This window comes from Hyphomonas chukchiensis, assembly GCF_000682695.1.
In the GTDB taxonomy this organism is placed as follows: Bacteria; Pseudomonadota; Alphaproteobacteria; order Caulobacterales; family Hyphomonadaceae; genus Hyphomonas; species Hyphomonas chukchiensis.
Genome location: NZ_AWFG01000041.1, coordinates 67791 through 88319, shown reverse-complemented (window position 1 = coordinate 88319; position 20529 = coordinate 67791). Strand labels below are relative to the sequence as shown.

Below are 20529 nucleotides of genomic sequence, written 5' to 3'. Positions count from 1 at the left end.
CCCTCCTCTCCCAGAGAGAGAAGGTTAAGTGGTTCAGAGCCGTTAACCCCTCTCCCTCTGGGAGAGGAGGGCCCCATTGCGCAGCAATGGGAGGTGAGGGCACCTAATCCCGCGCCAAAGCCTCATCGATCAGGCGGGCCGTCTCTTCCACGCCATAGAGCGCAGCGAAGCTGCCGAAGCGGGGCCCCTGCTCCTGTCCGAGCAGCACTTCATAGAGCGCCTTGAACCATTCGCGCAGGTTCTCGAATGCATGGTCTTTGCCGACGGCAAAGGTCATGGTCTGCAGGTTCTCTGAGTTCGGCTCTTCATCGAAGGCCTTCAGGCGGGCCGATAGGTCCACCATCGCAGCGCGTTCCTGATCGGTGGGCGCACGGAACACTTTCGCCGGCAGCACAAAGTCGCGGTAATAGCGCATCGCATAGCCGGCGAGGCTGTCGAGCAGCGGATGGGTCTCGGCTGAGGCTTCGGGCGCATAGCGCGAGATGAAGCCCCAGAGCTGGCTCTTGTCTTCCGGGTTGGCCACGGCGACGAGGTTCAGCAGCAGCGCGAAGCTGACCGGAACGTCGGCCTTGGGCGGATTGCCGGAATGGATGTGCCAGACCGGGTTTTCCAGCTGGCGGTCCGGCGCCTCGTCCGGGTATTTCTCGAGGAAGGTCAGGTATTCATCGACCGTCTTCGGGATCACATCGAAATAGAGTTTCTTGGCGACGCGCGGCTTCTGGAACTGGAACAGCGACAGGCTCTCGTCCGGCGCATAAGCGCGCCACTCTTCGACCGAGATGCCATTGCCCTTGGACTTGGAAATCTTCTCGCCCTTCTCGTCCAGGAACAGCTCGTAGACATATTGTTCCGGCGGGCGATGGCCGAGGATCTTGGCGATGCGGGAATAGATCGGCGCATTGGCCTGATGGTCCTTGCCGAACATTTCGAAGTCGACGCCGAGCGCAGCCCAGCGCATGCCGAAATCGGGCTTCCACTGCATCTTCACATGACCGCCCGTCACGGGCAGCGTCACGTCCGTGCCGTCTTCATCCTCGAACGTGATCTCGCCCTTCGCGGCGTCCACATGCTTCATCGGCACATAGAGGACGCGGCCCGTGCTGGGAGAGATCGGCAGGAAGGGCGAATAAGTGGCCTGACGTTCGGCGCCGAGCGTTGGCAGCATCACGCCCATGATCTCGTCATACTTCTCAGCCGCCCGCCGCAGCATCGGATCGAACCGGCCGGACTTGTAGCATTCAGTCGCCGAGATGAACTCGTACTGGAACCCGAACTGGTCCAGGAAGGCGCAAAGACGGGCATTCATGTGCGCGCCATAGGACTCGTGTGTCCCGAACGGGTCCGGCACGGCGGTCAGCGGCTGCTGCAGCCAGGGCTCCAGTTTTTCCGGGTTCGGCACGGTCGGCGGCACCTTGCGCATACCGTCCATGTCGTCGGAAATACAGATCAGGCGCGTCGGGATCTGTCCGCCCGTCAGCACTTCGAAGGCATGGCGCACCATGGTCGTGCGCACCACTTCCCCGAACGTGCCGATATGCGGCAGGCCCGAGGGGCCATAGCCGGTTTCGAACACGACCGGATCATCGGCCTTGCGCTGGCCGGCCTTGACCTGCTCATCCACCCGTTTCTTTAGCGCGCGCGCCAGTTCAAACGGCCAGGCCTTGGCAGATTGGGCGAGCGTGGAGAGGTCGGTCATGAGGGCGGTTTCCATGTGAATTCAAGCTGACAGGCTGTAATCACCCCACCCGGAAGGGTCAACTCGCCGCACCTGCGATCAATGCGCAAACACGCGCTTGACAATCATTCGCAAGTAGATGCAAATGGTTCTCATGATCATCTGCATTTGCAACCGTATCAATTGTGCAAGTGTCCGCGCTGCGGTCGACGCCGGTGCGCGCAGCCCCCGGGCCGTGCAGGCCCATCACGGCTGCAAGTTCAATTGCGGCAAGTGCAGCTGCTCGATCGGCGAGATCATTTCGCAGGAAATGGACCGTCAGGGCCCGGCCCCTATGCTGGTCGCCGCCGAATAATTCCTGCTCTTTGAGACTGCGTTTCAGCACGCTGTGAGACTGTGTCTCACTTGCAGATGAACTTGTTTTTATTCGGGAATTTCTTGCTTTTGGTGGCGCCTTCCCGTATCCCGCGAGTCGACCCATTTACCTTGCGCAGGAGTGCCCCATGAAAGGCGACACCAAAGTTATCGAGTTCCTGAATCTCTGTCTCAAGAACGAGCTGACGGCGATCAACCAGTATTTCCTGCATTCCCGCATGCTCAAGGACTGGGGCGTCTCCAAGCTCGCCAAGCATGAGTATGAGGAATCAATCGAGGAAATGAATCACGCCGACTGGCTGATCGAGCGAATCCTCTTCCTCGGCGGCCTGCCCAACCTTCAGGACCTCGGCAAGCTGCACATTGGCGAAAGCGTGCAGGAGATCCTCGAGTGCGACATGAAGGTGGAGATGATGGCCATCCCCACGCTCAAGGATGCGATGGAGCATGCCGAGAACGTGCGTGACTATGGCAGCCGCGACCTGTTCGGCAAGATCCTCCATAATGAGGAAGAGCATGTCGATTATCTGGAAACGCAGTTCGATCTGATCGAACGCATCGGTATCGAGCGCTACACGATGCTGCAATCTGAAGCCAACGGCTCCTGATAAAAAGCCGGCCTTTCGGGGCCGGCTTTTTTCTTTGTGGGAGCATCACATCCCTAATTGAATGTATCTGTCGGATTGATGCGCTTGTGCACCGGCCATTGCGCGAAGGCGAGATAGGCAAAGGCGATCAGGTTCACCAGCGGCACGAGCATCAAGAGCGACCAGGCGCCGTTAAAGCCCGCCTTGCTCCAGATTTTCCAGTAGCAGACGATGAAAAATATAATCACCGCCAGGTAGATGACCCCTACAATGGCCATTGTGGCCGAGTTTCCGGAATCCATGGTGCGTCCTCCTCTTCATGGTCCGGTAAGGATCAAAACAAGGTTTGCCGGCTTTGCCAAGCATGCAGGCCCGAATGAGCGACGACGCGCTAGATATCCAGGGGCCTGAAAGAGGCGGCCTGCGCCATGGCCCATTCATTAGCGAGCTTGGTGCCCTCCGGAGCATTGAGCAGGACATTCGCATCCAGCAGGTCATAGGCACGGTGCGCAGGCTTCACGATGTCTTCCGTCACGCGGTGCATGATGTGGCGCGGTGTCAGTTCCGCCGGATGTTCCAGCCCCGCCGCGCCGACGACTTCCATCAGCGCCTTCATCGTGTTGCGATGGAAATTGTAGACGCGCTCCGCCTTGTCCGCGATCACGAGGCCACGCTGGCGCCCCTTGTCCGTGGTCGCAATGCCGGTCGGGCACGTATTGTTGTGGCAGTTGAGCGACTGGATGCAGCCAAGCGAAAACATGAAGCCACGCGCCGTGTTGATCCAGTCCGCGCCAAGCGCCATCGAAGAGGCAATCGCGAAGGCACTCGTCTGCTTGCCGGAACAGGCAAGGCGGACATGATCCTTCAGGCCCGTGCCGACCAGCGCATTGCGGGCCAGGACGAGCCCCTGCCTCAGTGGCGCACCGACATGATCCAGGAATTCAGCAGGCGCGGCGCCCGTGCCCCCCTCCCCGCCATCGACGACCATGAAGTCGAGCCGGATCTCTGTTTCCAGCATGGCCTTGCAGATGGCGAGCAGTTCCCACCGGTTGCCGACGCAGAACTTGATGCCCACCGGCTTGCCGCCAGACATCTCGCGCAGGCTGGCGGCAAATTCCATCATCTCAATTGGCGTCGAAAAAGCCGTATGCCCGGGCGGCGACACGCATGTCTCGCCCACAGGCACGCCGCGCGCCTCGGCAATCTCTTCGGTCACCTTCGCGCCTGGCAATACGCCGCCATGACCGGGCTTGGCGCCCTGGCTGAGCTTAATCTCGATCATCTTGATCTGCGGGTCCTGCGCGACATCCTTGAAGCGCGCCGCATCAAACCGGCCATCGCGTGCGCGGCAGCCGAAATAACCGGAGCCGAGTTCCCAGACCAGGTCCGCGCCGCCTGCGCGATGGTAGCGCGAGACGCCGCCCTCGCCTGTGTCGTGATAGAAGTTGCCTTTCTTTGCACCCGTGGACAGCGCCTCGATGGCATGCGCGCCGAGCGAGCCAAAGCTCATGGCCGAGACGTTCAGGACGCTGGCGGAGTAAGGCTGCTTCGTGCCCGGCGCGCCGACATGAATGCGCGGAGAGTCGTCTGCCGTATGCTTCGCGGCAATCGAATGCGCGAGCCATTCATAAGGTGGCTTGTCGATGTCGAGATGGCTGCCGAAGGGCTCGACGGAGGAGACATTCTTTGCCCGGCGATAGATGAGCGCACGCTGTTCATTGTTGAAGGGACGTCCTTCGGTCTCACTCTCAACGATGTACGAACGCAGGAAGGGATGCAGCTCCTCAGCAATCCATCTTATGTGCGCAATGATCGGGAAGTTGCGCCACAAAGTGTGGCGTGACTGAAAAAAATCATAAAGGCCGAGAAGCACAAGTGCGCCAAGGATCACACTGATGACGACAAGCCATGGCGCAGCCTCCAGACCGAAGAGACTGAGCACGAACAGGCCTGTGACGGTGAGAAGCGGAACGAAGCGCAGCATGGCAAACTCCCTGCAGTTATTTGACTTTCCGAGCCTTGGGCCAAGCAAGCGGCATCGTCAACAAATCCCGCACAGCGCGGAATGTTCCAACACGCACTGCAAAGTCGCACTTGCCGACATCATTAATTTTTCATCCGTTTACGTTCATTATTGAAAGTTTGCGAATCATATTCCACCCCTTTAAGGGGTTGGCACGCTGTTCAAAAGAAGGTCAATGTGCAAGCGCGTGTCGAAGTGATTCGAGATCTGAGCTGCGTAAGATCAATAACCGCCCACACGAGGGCCCATCGAGGAGAAAATCCCATGGCAAAAGCAACCAAGCCAACGACCAAGAAACCTGCCGCTGCGAAGAAGGCTGCACCTGCGCCAAAAGTCAGTGTACCGGCAAAAGCACCAACAGCCAAAGAAGTGCTGATGGAAAAATACATCACCGACCTGAAAGAGAAAGTCGGCGAAGCGCGTCCTGACATGGCGCTGCTCGAAGCCGCTGTGAAAGCATCCGGTCCAACCATCTACAAGTCCGACACGGCAACGATTGCCGCTTCCGACAAGGACGAACTCGCACGCGTCAAGAAAGGCTTCATCACCAAGAAGCTCGGCGTCACCGACGAAGCCAAGGCCGATGCCGCACTGGTTGAGGCAGTTGCCAAATACGGCAAGTCCGTCCGCGCCAAGCACCGCCCCGTGATGTACTACCTCATCGCCAAGGCACTGAAAAAAGGCTCGGTCCTCAAAGGCTGATCTTCATTCCGCTTGCGGAAAAAAATAAAGCCGGGCGCAGCATGGCTGGCCCGGCTTTTTCTTGTCTGGTTTTGAAGTCGATCAGAAGCCGTTGAGGCGCGCATAGCGATCGCGGTGCCAGCTGGCGCCGCCATACATGGCTTCCTGCACACGCGCGCGCTTCATGTAGAGGCCCGGGTCTGCCACATCGGTCATGCCGATGCCGCCATGCATCTGCACGCATTCATTGGAAACGAGATGCACAAGCTCGCTCGCCTTCGCCTTGGCAAGGCTGGCCAGTTCCGCAACATCACCGCTGCCGGCATCGACTGCCGCGAGGGCCGCCGCGACGCAGGAGCGCGTCATTTCCATCTCGGTGAACATTTTGGCGGCGCGGTGCTGCAGCGACTGGAACGAGCCGATCAGCTGGCCGAACTGCTTGCGGCTCTGCAGGTATTCGAGCGTCATCTCGAAAGCGGCAGCCGATGAGCCGAGCATTTCAGCCGCCTGGCCGATGGCTGCACGGTCGAGCACCGGCTCAAGCACGTCAGAGCCTTCGTCCACAGGGCCGAGCACGCCGCCCTCGCCCACGATGACATCCTCAAACGTCACGTGCGCGGCGCCATGGGAATCCACCGTCTTCAGCTCCTGGACGGTAACGCCTTTTGCATCACGCGGCACGAGGAAGAGCGTGATGCCGTGGCGGTCGCCAGCTTCGCCAAAGGTGCGCGCAACGACAATGAACATGTCGGCATCGTGGCCGCCCGGCACGAAACGCTTCATGCCGTTCAGCGTGTAGCCCTGGCCGTTGCGCTCGGCTTCGGTTGCTACGTTCAGCGGCGCGAAATGCGCAGACTCGTCGAGCGCGAGGGCGAAGGTCGTCTCGCCCATGGCGATCTTCGGCAGCCATTCGGCCTGCTGGGCCTTGCTGCCCCCCAGCTGGATGGCTGAAGCTGCGATCAGCGCCGTTTGCAGCAAGGGCGTCGCGGCCAGCGTGCGGCCCTGGGCCTCAAGGATCTGGCCAAGGCCGACAAGGCCGAAATGCTCGCCGCCCGGTTCTTCCGGAATGATCACGCCGAAGAAGCCGAGTTCGGCCAGCTTCTTGCGTGTTTCCGGATCATGGCCGTTGGCGCCCTTGTCGCGCAGGGCGCGCAGATGCGTCAGCGGCAGTTCATCACGTGCGAATGCCATCGCCGTGTCGCGCAGCATTTCCTGGTCTTCAGTCAGTACGAAGCTCATCTCGTCCCTCCAATGGACATTATTTGCAGGGGGGCGGCCAACCAGTCGAAAGCATCTTCCAACCGGTCATTGCCCCAGAACATTTCGCCGTCATCGGCAAAGAAAGTGGGCGAGCCAAATACGCCGCGGCGCATGGCTTCCTCTGTATTGGCCTTCAGTTCGGCCTTGATCGTTTCGTCGCCGGCCCGCGCCATGATGGCGTCGGGGTTTTCGCCCGCCGCCACGATGCACCGGCTGACAATGGCAGGCTCGGAGATCAGGGCGCCGTCGGCAAAGTTGGCCGCGTAGACGGCCTTTACAAAAGCCGCCCTGGCCGCCTCAGGCAGTGCCAGCGTGCAGCGTGCCGCCAGCAGGCCGTTCTGCGGAAACCGGGCCGGTGTCTCCAGCGGTAGGCCCGCACGGGCACACACGCGCGCAAGATCGCGCCACATGTAGCGGCCCTTGACCGGGAAGGCATTGAAGGGGCTGTCGGTCAGCCCCTGCTGGGAATTGAAGACAGGTCCGAGCAGGAACGGCTTCCACACGATATCGTGCCCCGCCTCATCGGCGAGGGCCTCGATCCGCATGGCCGCCGGATACGAGTAAGTCGATGCAAACTCGAACCAGAATTCAATCCTGCCCATGCCTATTGATGGTCTTTCAGACCCAGCACGCGCTTGGCGATGACATTGAGGTTGATCTCGCTGGTGCCGCCTTCGATCGAGTTGCCTTTCGAGCGCAGCCAGCCGCGGGTCGCGCGCATGGCACTCTTGTCAAAGCCCTCCCCTTCCCAGCCGAGCGCCTCGGAGCCGAGGGCCTCGATCAGGAGTTCGTGGCGATCCTGGTTCATTTTGGCCGCGCCATATTTCAGGATGGACGCGGTATGACCGACCTGCTGGCCAGCCTTGGCCTGTTCGGTCTGGCGCTGGACGGTCAGGTTGAAGGCCTTGGCATACATCTTGTGGTCCGCAATGCGGCCGCGCAGGTCGCCATCGGCGATCCGGCCTTCGCTGTCGGTGCCGACATGGATCTTGGCATATTCTTCCGGGCCGAGAATGCCCGAGCCACCCGTGCCGCCGAAGCCGCCTGCCGAGATCGACGAACGTTCGAACTGGAGCAGGCGCTTGGCAATTTCCCAGCCGCCATTCACGCGGCCAACCAGCTGGTCCTTGGGCACCTTCACATCGGTGAAGAAGGTCTCGCAGAACGGGCTTTCGCCGGAAATCAGCAGGATCGGACGCGCCTCGACGCCGGGGCTCGTCATGTCGAACAGGATGAAGCTGATGCCTTCATGTTTCACGCTTGTGTCGGTGCGCACGAGGCAGAAGATCCAGTCGGCCTTGTCGGCATAGGAGGTCCATACTTTCTGGCCATTGATCAGGTAATGATCGCCCTTGTCCTCGCAGCGCGTCTGCAGGCCGGCAAGGTCAGAGCCTGCGCCCGGCTCGGAATAGCCTTGGCACCAGCGTGTCTTGCCTTTGACGATGTCCGGTAGGAAGCGCTTCTTCTGCTCTTCATTGCCGAACTCCAAGAGGGCCGGACCGAACATCCAGAGGCCGAACGAGAACAGGGCCGGGCGGGCCTTGATGCGGCGCAGCTCTTCCTGAAGGACACGGTTCTGTTCCTTGGTCAGGCCGCCGCCGCCATAGGCAGCGGGCCATTCCGGGGCCGTCCAGCCCTTTTCGCCCATGCGTTCCAGCCAGATCCTGGATTCCGGATTAGGGAACTTTTCGCTCTTGCCACCCCAGACAATCTCGTTGTCCTTCATGGGGGTGCGCATGGACGGCGGGCAATTCGCCTCCAGCCACTCGCGCGTCTCGGCGCGAAACGCGTCCAGGTCTTCGGTGACGTCATAGGCCATTGGGAAGGCTCCTCGATTGTCGGTATGTTATGTCTGGATGAAGCCTAAATCCCCGGGACCCGCCCGCCAAGCCTGACGCGGCGTAAAAGTTGGGATGGCCCTCAGGCAGCCCGGGCGTCGTCAGGTGTCTTGGCCCAGAAATGGGGCTGCTGCCACAAGCCATAGCGGGTCCGCCCCGTGACAATCGACTGGAGCGGCCCGCAGATTGGCGACGCCAGCACAGCAACAATCCCCCTGCTCTGCTCCGTCCCGTCGCGGCGCGGCGAGCCCCGTCGCGATGCCAATAATATAGGACGCCAGCATCAGGCAGGTTCTCACGGCGGCAAATACAAGCCGGGAACTTGAAGTTGCATTCGTTTCGTTATCGTAACGATCTGTTTTCCAAGATGGCAAACATCCGCCTCATGAAGAAAACACTTGAGCGCTCGCTCAGATGTTCTATATTTGTTCCATGAGCAATGTGCATGTTGTCTGGTTCAAGCGGGACCTTCGGGTCCACGATCACGCGCCTCTCCTCGCAGCGGTCGCCAGCGGCGCCCCTGTCATGCCGCTCTATATATTCGAGCCGGCGTTCTGGTCTCTTCCGGAACATTCCGGTCGTCAGTTCGACTTCATGATGGAGAGCCTGCGCAGCCTTGATGAAGCCCTCAAGGTGCGTGGATCGGCGCTATGCATTCGTGTCGGTGAGGCAGTTCAGGTCTTTGCCGAACTGCACAAGCATCATGGCCTGGCCGCGATCCACGCCCATGAGGAAATCGGCCTGCAATGGAGTTATGACCGTGATCGTGCCGTCCAGCGCTGGGCGCTGAAGGCAGGCATTGCCCTGCGCGAACAGCCTCAGCACGGCATCATGTGCCGTCATCCGGGGAGCGCCGATGGGTGGGCGCGCCAATGGGAAGCGTGGATGCTGGCGCCGCGCGCAAAAGCGCCTGATGAGATAAGGCCTGCCGGCGTGCCGGCGGGAGAATGGCCTGCAGGTGATGATTTCCGCCTGAAACCGGATGCCTGTCCCGGCCGCCAGCCCGGCGGACGCGCCGAAGGCGTGGAATTGCTGCGCTCTTTCATCGCCTCGCGCGGACGGCGCTATCGCACTGCCATGGACAGCCCCCAATCGGCGGAAGGCGCGTGTTCTCGCCTGTCGCCGCATTTCACATTCGGCACCGTGTCGATCCGTGAAGCCTATCAAGGCGCGATGCGGGCGCGGGCAGAGCTTGAACGGGATGGTGATTCCACCTTTGCCGCTTCGCTCGACACTTTCCTCTCGCGTCTCCAGTGGCATTGCCATTTCCTGCAGAAGCTCAGCGACCAGACCACCATCAACAGCCGCAACCTGCATGTCGCACCAGATGGACTGCGCGACCGGGTGAGCGACGGTGACCCGCGGCTCGAAGCCTGGATCAGCGGCCGTACCGGCTTTCCCTTCCTGGACGCCTGCATGCGGTCCCTGAATGATACCGGTTGGCTGAACCACCGGATGCGCGCCATGGTCATGGCTTTCGCCGCGCAGCACCTGTGGATGGACTGGCAGCAACCGGCCGCACGGCTGGCGGCCCTGTTCACCGATTTCGAAGCCGGGATCCATTATCCGCAGGCGCAAAAGCAGGCGGGTGTGCGGGGAACAGGCATTCCGCGCATCTTCAATCCGGTCAAGCAGTCCCTTGACCATGACCGTGATGGGGATTTCATCCGCCGCTGGGTGCCGGAACTCTCGGGCCTTTCCGCCGCACATATCCATGCGCCCTGGGATGCGCCGAAAGCGGAACTGGCGAGGGCCGGTATCGTGCTCGGGCAGACCTATCCGATGCGGATCGTCGACCATATGGCAGCAGCCAGGGAAGCGCGGGACCGGATCTATGCCGGTCAGGGGGGCCCAGTCCAAAAGGAAAGGACGACGCCTGTCCGGGCAGAGTGGGTGGCCGACCGGTCCCCTTCGTCCTCACGGCGTGAACGTCCTCAGGCGAGCCCACCGAAGCAGCTCGCGTTTGACTTGCAGCTGCCGGAGGCAGTCCAGCCCCAGGCATCGCCCCACGCCTGATCCCTTTAATCCATTTTTTTCGAAGGAATCGCTTGCAAGGGGACTTGTAGGGCGGTTATGGCTCTCCATATCGAAAAACAACGAGGCATAAGACCCTAAAATATTTGGATTTATTATTTTTCGATAAATTCTTATTGCTTTTCGATAATTCTAGTCCTATCTTGATCGTGTCGACGGCGGAATGGTCCGCAAGAGACACACAGATCAAGCAAGAAGGACTAAAGAAAATGACCCCCCGCCCTCGTCTCAACGACGTCGAAACCACTGCCCCTGCAGCTGAGATGGCCCGCGCCATCCTCACAGGTGCGGCAACGGTCATGGCCACACCGGCCAATGATGTCACACGTGGGGGTCGGCCTGGACTGCTTGTCCGTCGTCGCCGCCGGCTCAACCGCCGCGAAGCTCATTAACCCCCTCTCTTCCGCTGCTGCGCCGGCTTCATGCGGCTCGCAGCAGCGACTTCCCCCCATCTTAAAGAAGGACATAACTGAAATGAAACGCACCCTGATCGCCGCTGCCCTCGCCGCCTCGCTCATCACCGCCCCGGCATTCGCCGCCAGTGACACATTCGACATGGCCATCTCGTATGACCGCAATGCCGTGGCCACGCCGGAAGGCGCCAAAGCCCAGTACAAAGTGATCCATGCGCAAATCGAAGATCGCTGCGAAGCCGAACATTCCGACCTGCAGCTCGGCCAGAAATTCGCTGTCACGATTTGCACGGTCCGCACCATGGACAAGGCCATCAATTCGATCGCCAGCCCGCAACTGACGCAAGTTCATGCCGCCAGAAAGGCAGGCTGAACAACGCAAAGGAGCTGTCCTCACCGTCGAGCGCTGCCTCTTTCCCCCTGAAAACGCTCGTCTGCAGCTCCTTGCGCCATCCTGTCCCCTCCAAGGCAGGGTGGCGCTCTTGTTTATTCAAGGATCAGGCGAGGCCCGTCTCTCGAAAGTCGCGCGCGCGCATCACGTCTGTGAGGCGGAAGTGCACAGGCAGGAAGGGACCGTCTTCGTCGGACTCGAACAGCGCGGCGCAGGCCGTCGGGAATTTCTCGGCCAACCGTTCGGAACTCTCGTGATCGCTGCTGCCGCCATCGCGCAGCAGGTTCAGGGCAAAATCGTGCAGGCCGGGATTGTGCCCGATGACCATCAGTGTTGATGCGCCATCATTTTGACGCACGGCGTCGAGGATGCCTCGCTGGCCTGACAGATAAAGGGCCTCCATCGGGCGGACGCGTTCGCCTTCGACCACTTTGGCAACTTCCGAACAGGTTTCCCGTGCGCGTCGGGCTGTCGAGACCAGTATCCGCTCCGGACTCCAGCCGCGCGCAACGATCTCCTCGGCCATGCGGCGCGCATCGGCATGTCCCTGCTCGGTCAGCGCGCGGCCGAAATCGTCAATGCCTTCCGTCCAGGGCTCGGTCTTGGCATGACGCATCAGGATAAGGCGTTTCATGGGCGCTGTGTGCTCGCTCTGCCGGGACCATTAGAAAAACTGATCGACACCTTCAGGCGTCGCGCATTGGTTCTGTAGCCCTTAGGCACCATTTCTGGTCCAGAAATCAAGTGATAGGAGTTTGAATAATGAGCCTTCTGATTGGCGACGTCGCGCCCGACTTTGAAGCGGATACTACGGAAGGCCGGATCCGGTTTCATGAATGGGCCGGAGACGACTGGGTTGTCTTCTTCTCCCACCCAGCAGATTTCACGCCCGTGTGCACCACCGAACTTGGCTATACAGCCAAGCTGAAGGATGAGTTTGCCAAGCGCGGCGCCAAGGCGCTGGTGGTTTCGGTGGACAGCGTGGAAGACCACAAGCGCTGGATCAAGGATATCGAAGAGACCCAGAATACCAGTGTCCAGTTCCCGATCATCGCCGACACCGAGCGCAAGGTCGCGACTCTGTACAACATGATCCACCCGAACGCCGATGCGAAAGTCACCGTCCGCGCAGTCTATGTGATTGATCCCAAAAAGAAAATCCGCGCCTCGATCGTCTATCCGCCGAGCGCCGGCCGCAACTTCGACGAAGTGCTCCGTCTGCTCGACAGCTTGCAGCTGACCGACGGCCACAAGGTGGCGACGCCGGTAAACTGGCAGCAGGGCGAGGACGTGATCATCGTCCCGTCGCTGACCGATCCGGAAGAGATCAAGCGCCTCTTCCCGAAAGGCTACAAAGCCGTGAAGCCCTACCTGCGTTACACGCCACAGCCGGATAAATAGCGCTTCTTTCCGGGGGGAATGGCGTGGCGGAAAGGCCGTCGCGAAACCCGCCCAAGACTCACTATAAAACCATCCTCATCCCGCCTCGAAACCATAGATCGCAAATGGTGCCGGGGCGGGATATTTTTGTTGGAACCTGATTTCCGTTGACTCCGTCGCATAGTCGAAGAAAGATCAAAACGTGAACGGAGTGACCCCCATGGCTGACAAACTGACCCTCTACACAAATCCCATGTCGCGCGGGCGTATCGCGCGCTGGATGCTCGAAGAGACCGGCGTAGACTATGAGACGAAAATCCTGAAATTTGGCGAGGGGTCGCAGTCGGCTGACTTCCTCGCAATCAATCCCATGGGCAAGGTTCCTGCCATCACGCATGGCGACAAGGTGGTCACCGAATGCGCGGCGATATGCGCGTATCTTGCGGAGACCTTTCCCGACGCGGGCCTGGCGCCGACGGCAGACGAGCGCGCCGACTATTATCGCTGGCTTTTCTTTGCTGCCGGCCCGGTCGAGGCTGCGGTGGTCAACCGGTCGCTGGGCGTGGAAGTTCCCGCCGAGAAGACCGGCATGGTGGGCTACGGAAATTTCGAGCGGACGCGTAATGTGCTGATTTCCGCCATCGCAGACCGTCCGTTTGTGTGCGGCGATCGGTTCACTGCGGCGGATGTCTATGTCGGCTCTCAGATCGGCTGGGGCCTGCAGTTCGGTTCGATCCCGCCAAGCCCGGAACTGACGGCCTATTCCGAACGCGTCTATTCGCGTGAGGCCTTCAAGCGCGCTTCGGCGCTGGATGATGCGGCGATTGCTGCCGCAAGCTGAATCGGCCATGCGGCGTCGCGCTTTGCACTGGCACCTATCCAACTGCGTCACATCGCCAAGGCATCCTGACTTGACCCCATGACCGGCCTCCACGCTAGTGCGCGCAGACCGGGAGGTAATGATGGGAAAAATGACGAGACGCGTGCTGCTTGCAGGCGGCACAGCCGTAATCGCAGCAGGGGCCTATGGCGCATATGCATGGCGCAAGCGGCCAGACGCAGCGCCATTGGGCTTTGACCTGACAGACGAAGAACTTGCACGCGGTACCGCCTTCCTGAAAGCAAACCCCGCCATCGATGCGCACGCCCACCCCGGCCGCACATTCCTTCGCGATGCGAGCGGTCTCTCCCCGATGATGAAGGCCTATGGCGCCAAGGGTATATTCGAACGGCGCACTGTGACCGACATGGTGGAAGGCGGCCTCGCAGCTTCAAGTTTTGCGGCGGTTGCGGACATCAATGTTCTCAGCCCGACAAAAACCGGCATTGCCGAGAGCCGCCCCTTCGAGCCGGGTGAGGCCTGGGCGAGCTACAAGACCCAGATCGCGAACCTGAAGAAACTCGCCAGCAACGGCGTGGTCACGCCTTTTTCCGCCCCCGGCGAGATGGACGCGGTTCGCGCGACCGGAAAGCCTGGCGCGATCTGGACAGTCGAAGGCGCCGACTTCCTGGAAGGCTCGAGTGACCGCCTGGCCGAAGCCCAAGCAGACGGTGTGCAATCGATTACATTGGTGCACTACCGCGCCAACGAGATCAGCGAACCGATGACGGAATCGGAGGATGACAGCGCACTATCCGGCGCAGGCGAGGCGATCGTGCGCGAAATGAACCGGCTGGGCCTATTGATCGACCTCGCGCACATGCCGGAAAAGGCGGCCCGCCAAGCGCTGGAGCTGTCAGACAGGCCGGTAATGTTCTCGCACACGCACATCAAGACGCCGGAGCTCAACCATCCCCGTTTCATCTCCGCCAATCTTGCCCGCGAAGTCGCGGCTGGCGGCGGCGTGATCGGCGCTTGGCCCAGCGGCATCGGCATCAGCGACCTGGCCGGGTATGCCGACAGGATCTTCACGCTGATCGACGCGGTCGGCATCGACCATGTCTGCATGGGCACCGACATGGACGGCAATTACAAACCGGTCTTCGATGATTACCGCCGCCTGCCGGACCTGACAGGCCTCTTGCTGAAGCGGGGCATGGGCGAGACGGAAGCGGCCAAGTTCTTCGGCGGCAACCTGCTGCGCGTCTGGGGACAAAGCGTGGCGGCTTAAGCGCCTCAGGCGATTTTCTTCCAGCCCTCAAATACCTTCTCGTGCACAATCTTTGCATCCTTCATGTGAAACACATGAAGGAGCCGGAGCTCGACTGTTGAACCGACCGGATAGGGCGCATTGGTGAAACCTTCCTTCACGATTGTGAAGCGCACCAGCATGTCATCCACCACACGGTCCTGCGTGGCAAAGCGTTCGACCGGTTCCATCGAAATAAGCTCGATGGCGCCGAACATGTTGCGATAATTGGCTTCGATCGCTTCCAGCGTGGACAGGCGCAGGTTGCGGGTCGGCATATCGAGTACGATGCCATCGCCATAGAGATGCATCACCTCGGCGGGATCAGCCGCCTCATCGCGAATATGTGCATCGACCGTGGCGAGGTTTTGTTCAATCGAGCCGCAGCTCATGGGAAGCTCCTTTTGTTAGACAGATTATCTGTCTAACTAGAACTAGACAGATTGCCTGTCAATATGCGAGAGGGACTCATGGACAACAAAACAATCTCGGAGGCACGCGACACACTGGGTGCCCTCCTGCGCAAACCCTATGAAAGCCTGCAGGCGGACGTATATGCGAAACTCGAAGCCCGCGGCTTTCCCGATGTGCGGCCAGCGCATTCCAGCGTATTTCGTTATATCCGCCCGCAAGGGTCGCGGGTGACCGACCTCGCCGATAGTGCGCAGATGACAAAGCAAAGCATGGCTTATCTTGCCGGCAGCCTGAAGGACCTCGGCTATGTCCGCATCGTCTCCGATCCGGATGACAAACGTGCCAAGCTCGTTGTCCTCACGGCGCGCGGCCATGCCGTGTGGGATGCCCTGATAGAACTCAGGGATGCAGCCGAAAACGCCTGCGCGGAAATGATCGGGCGCAAGCGCATGGCAGAACTGCGCGCCATCCTGAAGGATCTCGGCACCGCTATTGAGGCCAGCCAGCGCTAGCACGGCTGGTTTATCCGGATCGGCCCCTTATGTGGGAGTGACGCGGGGTCGTGAGGCCCTGCCCTGAAATATTTCAAAGGAGCCTCCCATCATGTCCACACCCACACCGAACTATGACACCAGCGCGCCGGTTCTTGTCACGGGCGCGACGGGCTATGTGGCAGGCTGGCTGGTCAGCCGGCTTCTGGACGAGGGCTTCACGGTGCACGCCGCGGTGCGTGATCCGTCCAATTCCGAGAAGACCGGACCGCTGGAAAAGCTCGCCGATGCCAGGCCCGGTACGATCCGCTTCTTCAAGGCCGACCTCCTGGAACCCGGTAGCTATGCCGAGGCCATGCAGGGCTGCGGCGTGGTCTTCCACACTGCCTCGCCCTTCACGGTGAATGTGGACGATCCCCAGCGCGATCTCGTTGACCCAGCCCTCAAGGGCACGCGCAACGTGCTCGACTCAGCCAATGCAGTCGATAGCGTGAAGCGCGTCGTCGTCACCAGCTCCTGCGCGGCGATCTATGGCGTGATCGAGGACGTCGCCAAGGCGTCAGGCGGGGTTCTGACAGAGGATGACTGGAACACATCTTCTTCCCTCACCGTGACGCCCTACAATTATTCCAAGACACTGGCCGAACGCGCGGCCTGGGACATGGCCGCAGCGCAGGACCGCTGGAAGCTCGTTGTTGTCAATCCAGCCCTCGTGCTTGGCCCCGGCATCAATCCGGACCAGACGTCTGAATCCTTCAACTATATCAAGGCTTATGGCACGGGCGCCATGAAAGACGGCGCGCCACCGCGCCAGATCGGCATGGTCGATGTCAAGGACGTGGCAGAGGCGCACATGATGGCAGGCTTCGTACCCGAGGCTGAAGGGCGCCATATCACGTTCGCCGAGGCGCACGACTTTCTCTATATCGCGAATGTCCTTCGCGAGCGGTTTGGCGATGACTGGCCCTTCCCCACGAAAGACGCGCCATCTGACGGGCCGAAGCTGCCGTGGAAGGCCGACAATTCAAAGTCGCGGCGCGCGCTTGGCCTCACCTACCATCCGGTCAGCGAGGCGATCGCCGACATGTTTGCCCAGCAGGTGGAAGCGGGCGCCATTGCGCGGCCCTGAAACAGGCTCTTGAGTCAGGCCCGTGTACGGGGCAAAGAACATTCCCATGACAGACACACTTCCCGACCGCCTGAGCGTCAATCCGAAAAGCCCCTATTATAACGAGGCCCTGCTGCTGCGCGGCGTGGGCATCCGTTTCAAGGGTGAAGAGAAAAACAATGTCGAGGAGTATTGCATCTCCGAAGGCTGGATACGCGTATCCGCCGGCAAGGCCGTCGACCGCAAGGGCAACCCGCTGACATTGCTGCTGAAGGGCCCCGTCGAGGCCTGGATCAAGGACGAACCAGCCGAAGGCTGAACCTCGCGCCCTAGAGCGCGAGATCCATCTTGCCGTTCACCAGCCGCGTATAGTCATCCACGAGCGAGTGGCTGATCTCTGCTGGCTTGTAGGTGTGCGCGCCGATTTCAGCGACCGGCGTGATCTCGGCGGCGCTGCCCGTGATGAAGCATTCGGAGAAAGTCGCCAGCTCGTCCGGCATGATGGCGCGTTCGATAACCTCGATCTGGCGCGCCTGGGCGAGCTTGATCGTGGTCTGACGCGTCAGGCCATTGAGGAAGCAGTCCGGCGTCGGTGTGTGCAGGGCATTGTCGCGCACAAAGAAGATGTTGGCGCCCGTCGCCTCGGCGACCTGACCGCGATAATCCAGCATCAGCGCGTCGGCATAGCCAGCCTTTTCAGCCGCATGCTTGGAGAGCGTACAGATCATGTAGAGGCCAGCGGCCTTGGCGTGGCAGGGCGCGGTATCCGGGGCCGGACGGCGCCATTCAGCGTGCGTCAGGCGGATGCCCTTCATCTTGTCGGCAAAATAATCGCCCCATGACCAGACGGCCACGGCGAGATGGATCGTGTTGTTCTGGGCCGAAACGCCCATCATCTCGGATCCGCGCCAAGCAATGGCCCGGACATAGGCGCTGTCGAGGCCGGACTTGGCCAGCGCTTCGCGCTTGGCTTCTTCCAGCTGCTCAACGGTAAACGGGATTTCGAAGCCCATGATGCGGGCCGAATTATGCAGGCGCTTGGAATGGTCCAGCGAGCGGAAGATCTTGCCGCCATAGGCACGCTCGCCTTCGAACACGGCCGAGGCATAGTGCAGTGCGTGCGTCAGGATATGTACCTTGCTGTCACGCCAGGCGGCGAATTCGCCGTCCATCCAGATATACCCGTCACGGTCGTCATAGGGGATACTTGCCATGGATTTCAGCGCTCCTCGCTTGCACTTTTTGTCTATTCGCGTTCATTTCAGACTATGGCCCCTGACGTCAACCTGAACCGACCGTTCGATCCGCGACTTTTCCTGATGGATCAGGAACTTGATCGCGGTGTCGGCCTCCTGATGGCGGGGGGGCGCGAACTCCTTTCTGCAGCAGAAACAGCCCGCAAGAAAGCAGGGCTGAGCAAGCCAGAGATGCAAATTCTCATAACCATCCGCTATGAGCCGGGCCGGACTGTCAGCGAAATGCGCGAGTCAGTCGGCATGACGGTGCCGACCTTTGCGCGCTTGATCGGCGCCCTGGACACGCGCGGCCTAATTGATCGCGAGCGCGAGGAGCGCGACGGCCGCCGCCGGACGCTCGTCCTGTCAGATGCGGGGATAACACTGACGACGCCGATTGCCATCGTTCTGCGCGAACGCCTGCGCCTCGCCTTCCGCGCGGCCGGACCGGACGCGGTCGCCGGCATGCGTCTCGCCCTCGAAGCACTGGCGAAGTGACGCGGCAATGAAGGAACCGGCCCACATTCTTGTCGTCGATGACGATGACCGCATTCGCGATCTGTTGAAGCGCTTCCTGTCGCGTGAAGGCCACCGGGTGACGGCAGCTGGCGACGCGGCTGCCGCAAGACGCCTGCTGGCCACGATGGAATTCGATCTTGCCATTCTCGACGTCATGATGCCCGGCGAAGACGGCCTGTCGCTGCTGGCCGCGATCCGCACCGGACGCGAGAAGGAAACACCGGTCATGCTGCTGACCGCGCGCGGACAGGCCTCGGACCGGATCGAGGGGCTGAAACTTGGCGCCGACGATTATCTGCCCAAGCCGTTCGAGCCGGAGGAACTGGCCCTGCGCTGCGCGGCGATCCTGCGCCGGTCGCACAAGGACGTGCCGCCCGAAGAGGTCGAGATGTCGGGCCTTGTGTTCAACGCGGCCCGAGGCGAGCTGCGCGAAGGCGACAAGCGCATTCGTCTCACTGATGCCGAGCTGCAGTTGCTGACAATCCTCGCAGCCCATGCGGGCGAACCGGTCAGCCGTGAGGAACTCGCGTCGCTGACATCTGCGGGCATGGAACGCTCGGTTGACGTGCAGGTGACGCGCCTGCGCCGGAAGATCGAGCCCAATCCGCGCGAGCCGGTTCATATCCAGACAGTGCGCGGCGTCGGTTACCGCCTGATGCCGGATTGAGGCGCCCGCCATGCCACGCTTGAGAGATATCACACCGCGCGGCCTCTATGCGCGCAGCCTGCTGATGGTGGTGGCGCCTGTGGTGCTGATCCTCGCGCTGATGACCTGGTATTACTATGACAGCCACCTCGCCGAGGTGAACCGCAAGCTGGCGCAAGCGATCGCCCGCGACGCGGCGCAGATCCAGTCCTTCTGCGACGCCCACCCCGACACACTGATGACGCAGCAGCAACTCGAACGCGATCTCGACATGACATTCACATGCAACCATGTGGATCCGGCGGAAGGCGGCCCACGCCTCGTGCACAGTTTTGCCTATGGAAAGACGCTGACCGAGGAATTGTCGATCCGTCTCGGTGTGCCGGTTGATGTCAGAGTCGATCCAGACACAATGCTGCACTTCCGCTTTGCGTCAGGTAGCGGCACAGCCGAGATCCTGATCGAGCGAAAGCGGGCGCTGGTCGTCAACTCGCACTTCTTCATTGTCTGGGTGATCGCCTCGTCCCTCTTGATGCTGGGGCTGGCCGTTGCCTTCCTGAACCAGCAGGTGCGCTCCATCCTGCGCCTGTCAGAAGCCGCGCGCGCCTTTGGCCGGGGCCGGGATTCACCGGGCTTCCGCCCGTCCGGTGCCACCGAAGTGCGCGATGCCGCCCGCGCCCTTCTCGACATGAAGAGCCGCCTGACCGCCTTTGCCGATCAGCGCACGGCCATGCTGGCCGGTGTCAGCCATGATCTTCGTACGCCGCTGACGCGCCTGAAACTGTCGCTCGCGATGATGGAGCAGTCGGACGAGCTTGCCGCCGCCCAGTCAGACCTCGACGACATGGCCATGATGCTCGATGAATACCTGACCTTCGCCCGGGGTGAAGAAGGCGACGAGCCCATCCCGCTGGATCTCGCCCAGCTCGTGCGCGAGGCGGCTGCCGGATTTGGCGCCCATGTCGCCGTTGTCGGGCCGGCGTCAATCTCGGCGACAGGTCGCCCTCTCGCACTGAAACGTGCCATCAACAACCTGATCTCCAATGCCGTGAAATATGCGACGGATGTGCGGGTAACCGTGCTCGATGGTCCGCATGCCGCCGAAGTCCATGTCGACGACAATGGCCCCGGCATTCCGCCCGAGCGCCGCGAGGAAGCCTTCCGCCCATTCTCACGCCTTGATGAGGCGCGCACGCAAAACACGTCCGGCACCGGGCTGGGACTAACCCTTGCGCGCGACACGGCGAGAGCGCATGGAGGCGACTTGCGCCTCTCCGACAGTGTTCTCGGCGGTTTGCGAGCCAGCCTGCGGCTGCCTCATTAACTGGAA

Annotated in this window: 24 protein-coding genes; 15 read left to right on the top strand and 9 right to left on the bottom strand. The window is 61.0% G+C overall.

Translation table 11 applies throughout. The features are described 5' to 3' along the window. Positions 1 to 103: 103 nt before the first annotated feature. The gene (locus HY30_RS12995; RefSeq protein ID WP_051615484.1) at positions 104 to 1696 is read right to left on the bottom strand and encodes a lysine--tRNA ligase; all 1593 of its coding nucleotides are present in this window, start codon (positions 1694 to 1696) and stop codon (positions 104 to 106) included. Positions 1697 to 1820: 124 nt separating this feature from the next. Here HY30_RS12995 and HY30_RS12990 point away from each other — a divergent pair, with 124 nt between their 5' ends. Both HY30_RS12990 and bfr read left to right on the top strand, forming a co-directional pair. Beyond that, on the top strand, positions 1821 to 2030 hold the full coding sequence (locus tag HY30_RS12990; protein ID WP_241765718.1) for a (2Fe-2S)-binding protein: 210 nt from the start codon (positions 1821 to 1823) through the stop codon (positions 2028 to 2030). 148 nt (positions 2031 to 2178) lie between these two features. After that, positions 2179 to 2658, top strand: coding sequence for a bacterioferritin (gene bfr / locus HY30_RS12985; protein WP_034741232.1), 480 nt, complete (start codon positions 2179 to 2181; stop codon positions 2656 to 2658). 53 nt (positions 2659 to 2711) lie between these two features. Here the strand turns inward: bfr and HY30_RS12980 are convergent, their stop codons facing one another. Both HY30_RS12980 and HY30_RS12975 read right to left on the bottom strand, forming a co-directional pair. After that, on the bottom strand, positions 2712 to 2939 hold the full coding sequence (locus tag HY30_RS12980; RefSeq protein WP_206741475.1) for a DUF805 domain-containing protein: 228 nt from the start codon (positions 2937 to 2939) through the stop codon (positions 2712 to 2714). A gap of 89 nt (positions 2940 to 3028) precedes the next feature. Then, a complete protein-coding gene (locus HY30_RS12975; RefSeq protein WP_034741229.1) occupies positions 3029 to 4621 on the bottom strand; it encodes an FMN-binding glutamate synthase family protein in 1593 nt (530 codons plus the stop codon). A 303-nt stretch (positions 4622 to 4924) separates the two neighbouring features. Between HY30_RS12975 and HY30_RS12970 the strand changes: the two genes are divergently transcribed. Beyond that, a complete protein-coding gene (locus HY30_RS12970) occupies positions 4925 to 5362 on the top strand; it encodes a DUF2853 family protein (protein WP_081812233.1) in 438 nt (145 codons plus the stop codon). Positions 5363 to 5443: 81 nt separating this feature from the next. Here the strand turns inward: HY30_RS12970 and HY30_RS12965 are convergent, their stop codons facing one another. From HY30_RS12965 to HY30_RS12955, 3 genes are read right to left on the bottom strand one after another with little or no spacing between them, the layout of a single operon-like run. Next, positions 5444 to 6580: an acyl-CoA dehydrogenase family protein gene (locus tag HY30_RS12965; RefSeq protein WP_034741226.1), complete on the bottom strand. Its 1137-nt coding sequence runs from the start codon at positions 6578 to 6580 to the stop codon at positions 5444 to 5446. After that, positions 6577 to 7203 carry a 2-hydroxychromene-2-carboxylate isomerase gene (locus tag HY30_RS12960; RefSeq protein ID WP_051615457.1) on the bottom strand — a complete coding sequence of 209 codons (627 nt, stop codon included), beginning with the start codon at positions 7201 to 7203 and terminating at the stop codon, positions 6577 to 6579. Before HY30_RS12960 ends, HY30_RS12965 begins: the two co-directional genes overlap by 4 nt. Before the next feature lie 2 nt (positions 7204 to 7205). Continuing rightward, on the bottom strand, positions 7206 to 8420 hold the full coding sequence (locus tag HY30_RS12955; RefSeq protein WP_034741222.1) for an acyl-CoA dehydrogenase family protein: 1215 nt from the start codon (positions 8418 to 8420) through the stop codon (positions 7206 to 7208). Between the two features lie 433 nt (positions 8421 to 8853). On the opposite strand from HY30_RS12955, the gene HY30_RS12950 reads away from it, so the two are divergent. From HY30_RS12950 to HY30_RS12940, 3 genes are all read left to right on the top strand, one after another. Then, entirely contained in the window at positions 8854 to 10455 is a 1602-nt protein-coding gene (locus HY30_RS12950) for an FAD-binding domain-containing protein (protein WP_051615456.1), read from the top strand. Between the two features lie 227 nt (positions 10456 to 10682). Next, complete coding sequence (locus HY30_RS20210; RefSeq protein ID WP_162176947.1) at positions 10683 to 10865, top strand: hypothetical protein; 183 nt, start codon at positions 10683 to 10685, stop codon at positions 10863 to 10865. Positions 10866 to 10947: 82 nt separating this feature from the next. Next, positions 10948 to 11259, top strand: coding sequence for a UrcA family protein (locus HY30_RS12940; RefSeq protein ID WP_034741217.1), 312 nt, complete (start codon positions 10948 to 10950; stop codon positions 11257 to 11259). 124 nt (positions 11260 to 11383) lie between these two features. On the opposite strand, the gene HY30_RS12935 is transcribed toward HY30_RS12940, so the two are convergent. Beyond that, entirely contained in the window at positions 11384 to 11911 is a 528-nt protein-coding gene (locus HY30_RS12935; protein WP_034741214.1) for a SixA phosphatase family protein, read from the bottom strand. A gap of 128 nt (positions 11912 to 12039) precedes the next feature. On the opposite strand from HY30_RS12935, the gene HY30_RS12930 reads away from it, so the two are divergent. From HY30_RS12930 to HY30_RS12920, 3 genes are all read left to right on the top strand, one after another. Beyond that, positions 12040 to 12678, top strand: a complete 639-nt coding sequence (locus HY30_RS12930) for a peroxiredoxin (RefSeq protein ID WP_034741211.1) — start codon at positions 12040 to 12042, stop codon at positions 12676 to 12678. Positions 12679 to 12877: 199 nt separating this feature from the next. Further along, positions 12878 to 13498, top strand: coding sequence for a glutathione S-transferase family protein (locus tag HY30_RS12925; protein WP_034741208.1), 621 nt, complete (start codon positions 12878 to 12880; stop codon positions 13496 to 13498). A gap of 130 nt (positions 13499 to 13628) precedes the next feature. Continuing rightward, positions 13629 to 14768 (top strand): dipeptidase, encoded by a 1140-nt coding sequence (locus HY30_RS12920; RefSeq protein WP_162176946.1) that lies wholly within the window; start codon positions 13629 to 13631, stop codon positions 14766 to 14768. A 5-nt stretch (positions 14769 to 14773) separates the two neighbouring features. Here HY30_RS12920 and HY30_RS12915 read toward each other — a convergent pair whose 3' ends face one another. Continuing rightward, positions 14774 to 15178 carry a nuclear transport factor 2 family protein gene (locus tag HY30_RS12915; protein ID WP_034741202.1) on the bottom strand — a complete coding sequence of 135 codons (405 nt, stop codon included), beginning with the start codon at positions 15176 to 15178 and terminating at the stop codon, positions 14774 to 14776. Positions 15179 to 15256: 78 nt separating this feature from the next. Between HY30_RS12915 and HY30_RS12910 the strand changes: the two genes are divergently transcribed. The 3 genes from HY30_RS12910 to HY30_RS12900 all read left to right on the top strand — a co-directional run bounded on the left by HY30_RS12910 (position 15257) and on the right by HY30_RS12900 (position 17118). Next, positions 15257 to 15712 (top strand): MarR family winged helix-turn-helix transcriptional regulator, encoded by a 456-nt coding sequence (locus HY30_RS12910; protein WP_034741198.1) that lies wholly within the window; start codon positions 15257 to 15259, stop codon positions 15710 to 15712. Between the two features lie 91 nt (positions 15713 to 15803). Further along, positions 15804 to 16820 (top strand): NAD-dependent epimerase/dehydratase family protein, encoded by a 1017-nt coding sequence (locus HY30_RS12905; RefSeq protein WP_034741195.1) that lies wholly within the window; start codon positions 15804 to 15806, stop codon positions 16818 to 16820. Positions 16821 to 16866: 46 nt separating this feature from the next. Next, the gene (locus HY30_RS12900) at positions 16867 to 17118 is read left to right on the top strand and encodes a DUF3297 family protein (protein WP_034741192.1); all 252 of its coding nucleotides are present in this window, start codon (positions 16867 to 16869) and stop codon (positions 17116 to 17118) included. Positions 17119 to 17128: 10 nt separating this feature from the next. Here HY30_RS12900 and HY30_RS12895 read toward each other — a convergent pair whose 3' ends face one another. After that, complete coding sequence (locus HY30_RS12895; RefSeq protein WP_034741189.1) at positions 17129 to 18013, bottom strand: branched-chain amino acid aminotransferase; 885 nt, start codon at positions 18011 to 18013, stop codon at positions 17129 to 17131. A gap of 54 nt (positions 18014 to 18067) precedes the next feature. Between HY30_RS12895 and HY30_RS19385 the strand changes: the two genes are divergently transcribed. From HY30_RS19385 to HY30_RS12880, 3 genes are read left to right on the top strand one after another with little or no spacing between them, the layout of a single operon-like run. Beyond that, the gene (locus HY30_RS19385; RefSeq protein ID WP_051615455.1) at positions 18068 to 18532 is read left to right on the top strand and encodes a MarR family winged helix-turn-helix transcriptional regulator; all 465 of its coding nucleotides are present in this window, start codon (positions 18068 to 18070) and stop codon (positions 18530 to 18532) included. Positions 18533 to 18539: 7 nt separating this feature from the next. Continuing rightward, on the top strand, positions 18540 to 19220 hold the full coding sequence (locus tag HY30_RS12885) for a response regulator (protein WP_034741186.1): 681 nt from the start codon (positions 18540 to 18542) through the stop codon (positions 19218 to 19220). Positions 19221 to 19230: 10 nt separating this feature from the next. Beyond that, positions 19231 to 20523 (top strand): ATP-binding protein, encoded by a 1293-nt coding sequence (locus HY30_RS12880; protein WP_034741182.1) that lies wholly within the window; start codon positions 19231 to 19233, stop codon positions 20521 to 20523. Positions 20524 to 20529: the final 6 nt, after the last annotated feature.